The sequence below is a fragment of the Vibrio profundi genome (genome assembly GCF_043642225.1).
GTDB lineage: Bacteria > Pseudomonadota > Gammaproteobacteria > Enterobacterales > Vibrionaceae > Vibrio > Vibrio profundi_A.
This window is the reverse complement of the sequence record NZ_JBHZSF010000039.1, coordinates 1-1949: the sequence shown is the minus strand read 5'-3', so window position 1 is coordinate 1949 and position 1949 is coordinate 1. Positions and strand designations below refer to the sequence as shown.

At 51.1% G+C, this 1949-nt stretch carries 1 rRNA gene; it reads left to right on the top strand.

From position 1 onward, the window contains the following. A 23S ribosomal RNA gene (locus ACHUFI_RS22360) occupies positions 1–1949 on the top strand; the annotation flags it as partial.

The window sequence follows — 1949 nt, the reverse complement described above, 5'->3', positions numbered from 1 at the left end:
CAGGAGGCAAACCGGGGGAACTGAAACATCTAAGTACCCCGAGGAAGAGAAATCAACCGAGATTCCGAAAGTAGCGGCGAGCGAAATTGGATTAGCCCTTAAGCTTTTAATGATGCAGGTGAAGAGTCTGGAAAGTCTCGCAATAAAGGGTGATAGCCCCGTAACCGACACATCATAATCAGTGAAATCGAGTAGGGCGGGACACGTGATATCCTGTCTGAATATGGGGGGACCATCCTCCAAGGCTAAATACTACTGACTGACCGATAGTGAACCAGTACCGTGAGGGAAAGGCGAAAAGAACCCCTGTGAGGGGAGTGAAATAGAACCTGAAACCGTGTACGTACAAGCAGTAGGAGCACCTTCGTGGTGTGACTGCGTACCTTTTGTATAATGGGTCAGCGACTTATATTCAGTGGCAAGGTTAACCGTTTAGGGGAGCCGTAGGGAAACCGAGTCTTAACTGGGCGTTCAGTCTCTGGATATAGACCCGAAACCAGGTGATCTAGCCATGGGCAGGTTGAAGGTTGAGTAACATCAACTGGAGGACCGAACCGACTAATGTTGAAAAATTAGCGGATGACTTGTGGCTAGGGGTGAAAGGCCAATCAAACCTGGAGATAGCTGGTTCTCCCCGAAAGCTATTTAGGTAGCGCCTCGGACGAATACTACTGGGGGTAGAGCACTGTTAAGGCTAGGGGGTCATCCCGACTTACCAACCCTTTGCAAACTCCGAATACCAGTAAGTACTATCCGGGAGACACACGGCGGGTGCTAACGTCCGTCGTGGAGAGGGAAACAACCCAGACCGCCAGCTAAGGTCCCAAAGTATAGCTAAGTGGGAAACGATGTGGGAAGGCTCAGACAGCCAGGATGTTGGCTTAGAAGCAGCCATCATTTAAAGAAAGCGTAATAGCTCACTGGTCGAGTCGGCCTGCGCGGAAGATGTAACGGGGCTAAGCTATACACCGAAGCTGCGGCTACGTACCTTAGGGTATGTGGGGTAGGGGAGCGTTCTGTAAGCCGTTGAAGGTGGTCTGTAAGGGCTGCTGGAGGTATCAGAAGTGCGAATGCTGACATGAGTAACGATAAAGGGAGTGAAAAACTCCCTCGCCGGAAGACCAAGGGTTCCTGTCCAACGTTAATCGGGGCAGGGTAAGTCGACCCCTAAGGCGAGGCCGAAAGGCGTAGTCGATGGGAAACGGGTTAATATTCCCGTACTTCTTACAATTGCGATGGGGGGACGGAGAAGGCTAGGTGGGCCTGGCGACGGTTGTCCAGGTTCAAGTACGTAGGCGGAAGAATTAGGTAAATCCGGTTCTTCATAACGCTGAGATACGATGTCGAGCTACTACGGTAGTGAAGTCATTGATGCCATGCTTCCAGGAAAAGCCTCTAAGCTTCAGATTGTAAGGAATCGTACCCCAAACCGACACAGGTGGTCGGGTAGAGAATACCAAGGCGCTTGAGAGAACTCGGGTGAAGGAACTAGGCAAAATGGTACCGTAACTTCGGGAGAAGGTACGCTCTTATCAGTGAAGTCCCTTGCGGATGGAGCAGACGAGAGTCGCAGATACCAGGTGGCTGCAACTGTTTATTAAAAACACAGCACTGTGCAAAATCGTAAGATGACGTATACGGTGTGACGCCTGCCCGGTGCCGGAAGGTTAATTGATGGGGTTAGACTTCGGTCGAAGCTCTTGATCGAAGCCCCGGTAAACGGCGGCCGTAACTATAACGGTCCTAAGGTAGCGAAATTCCTTGTCGGGTAAGTTCCGACCTGCACGAATGGCGTAATGATGGCCACGCTGTCTCCACCCGAGACTCAGTGAAATTGAAATCGCTGTGAAGATGCAGTGTACCCGCGGCTAGACGGAAAGACCCCGTGAACCTTTACTACAGCTTGGCACTGAACATTGAACCTACATGTGTAGGATAGGTGGGAGACT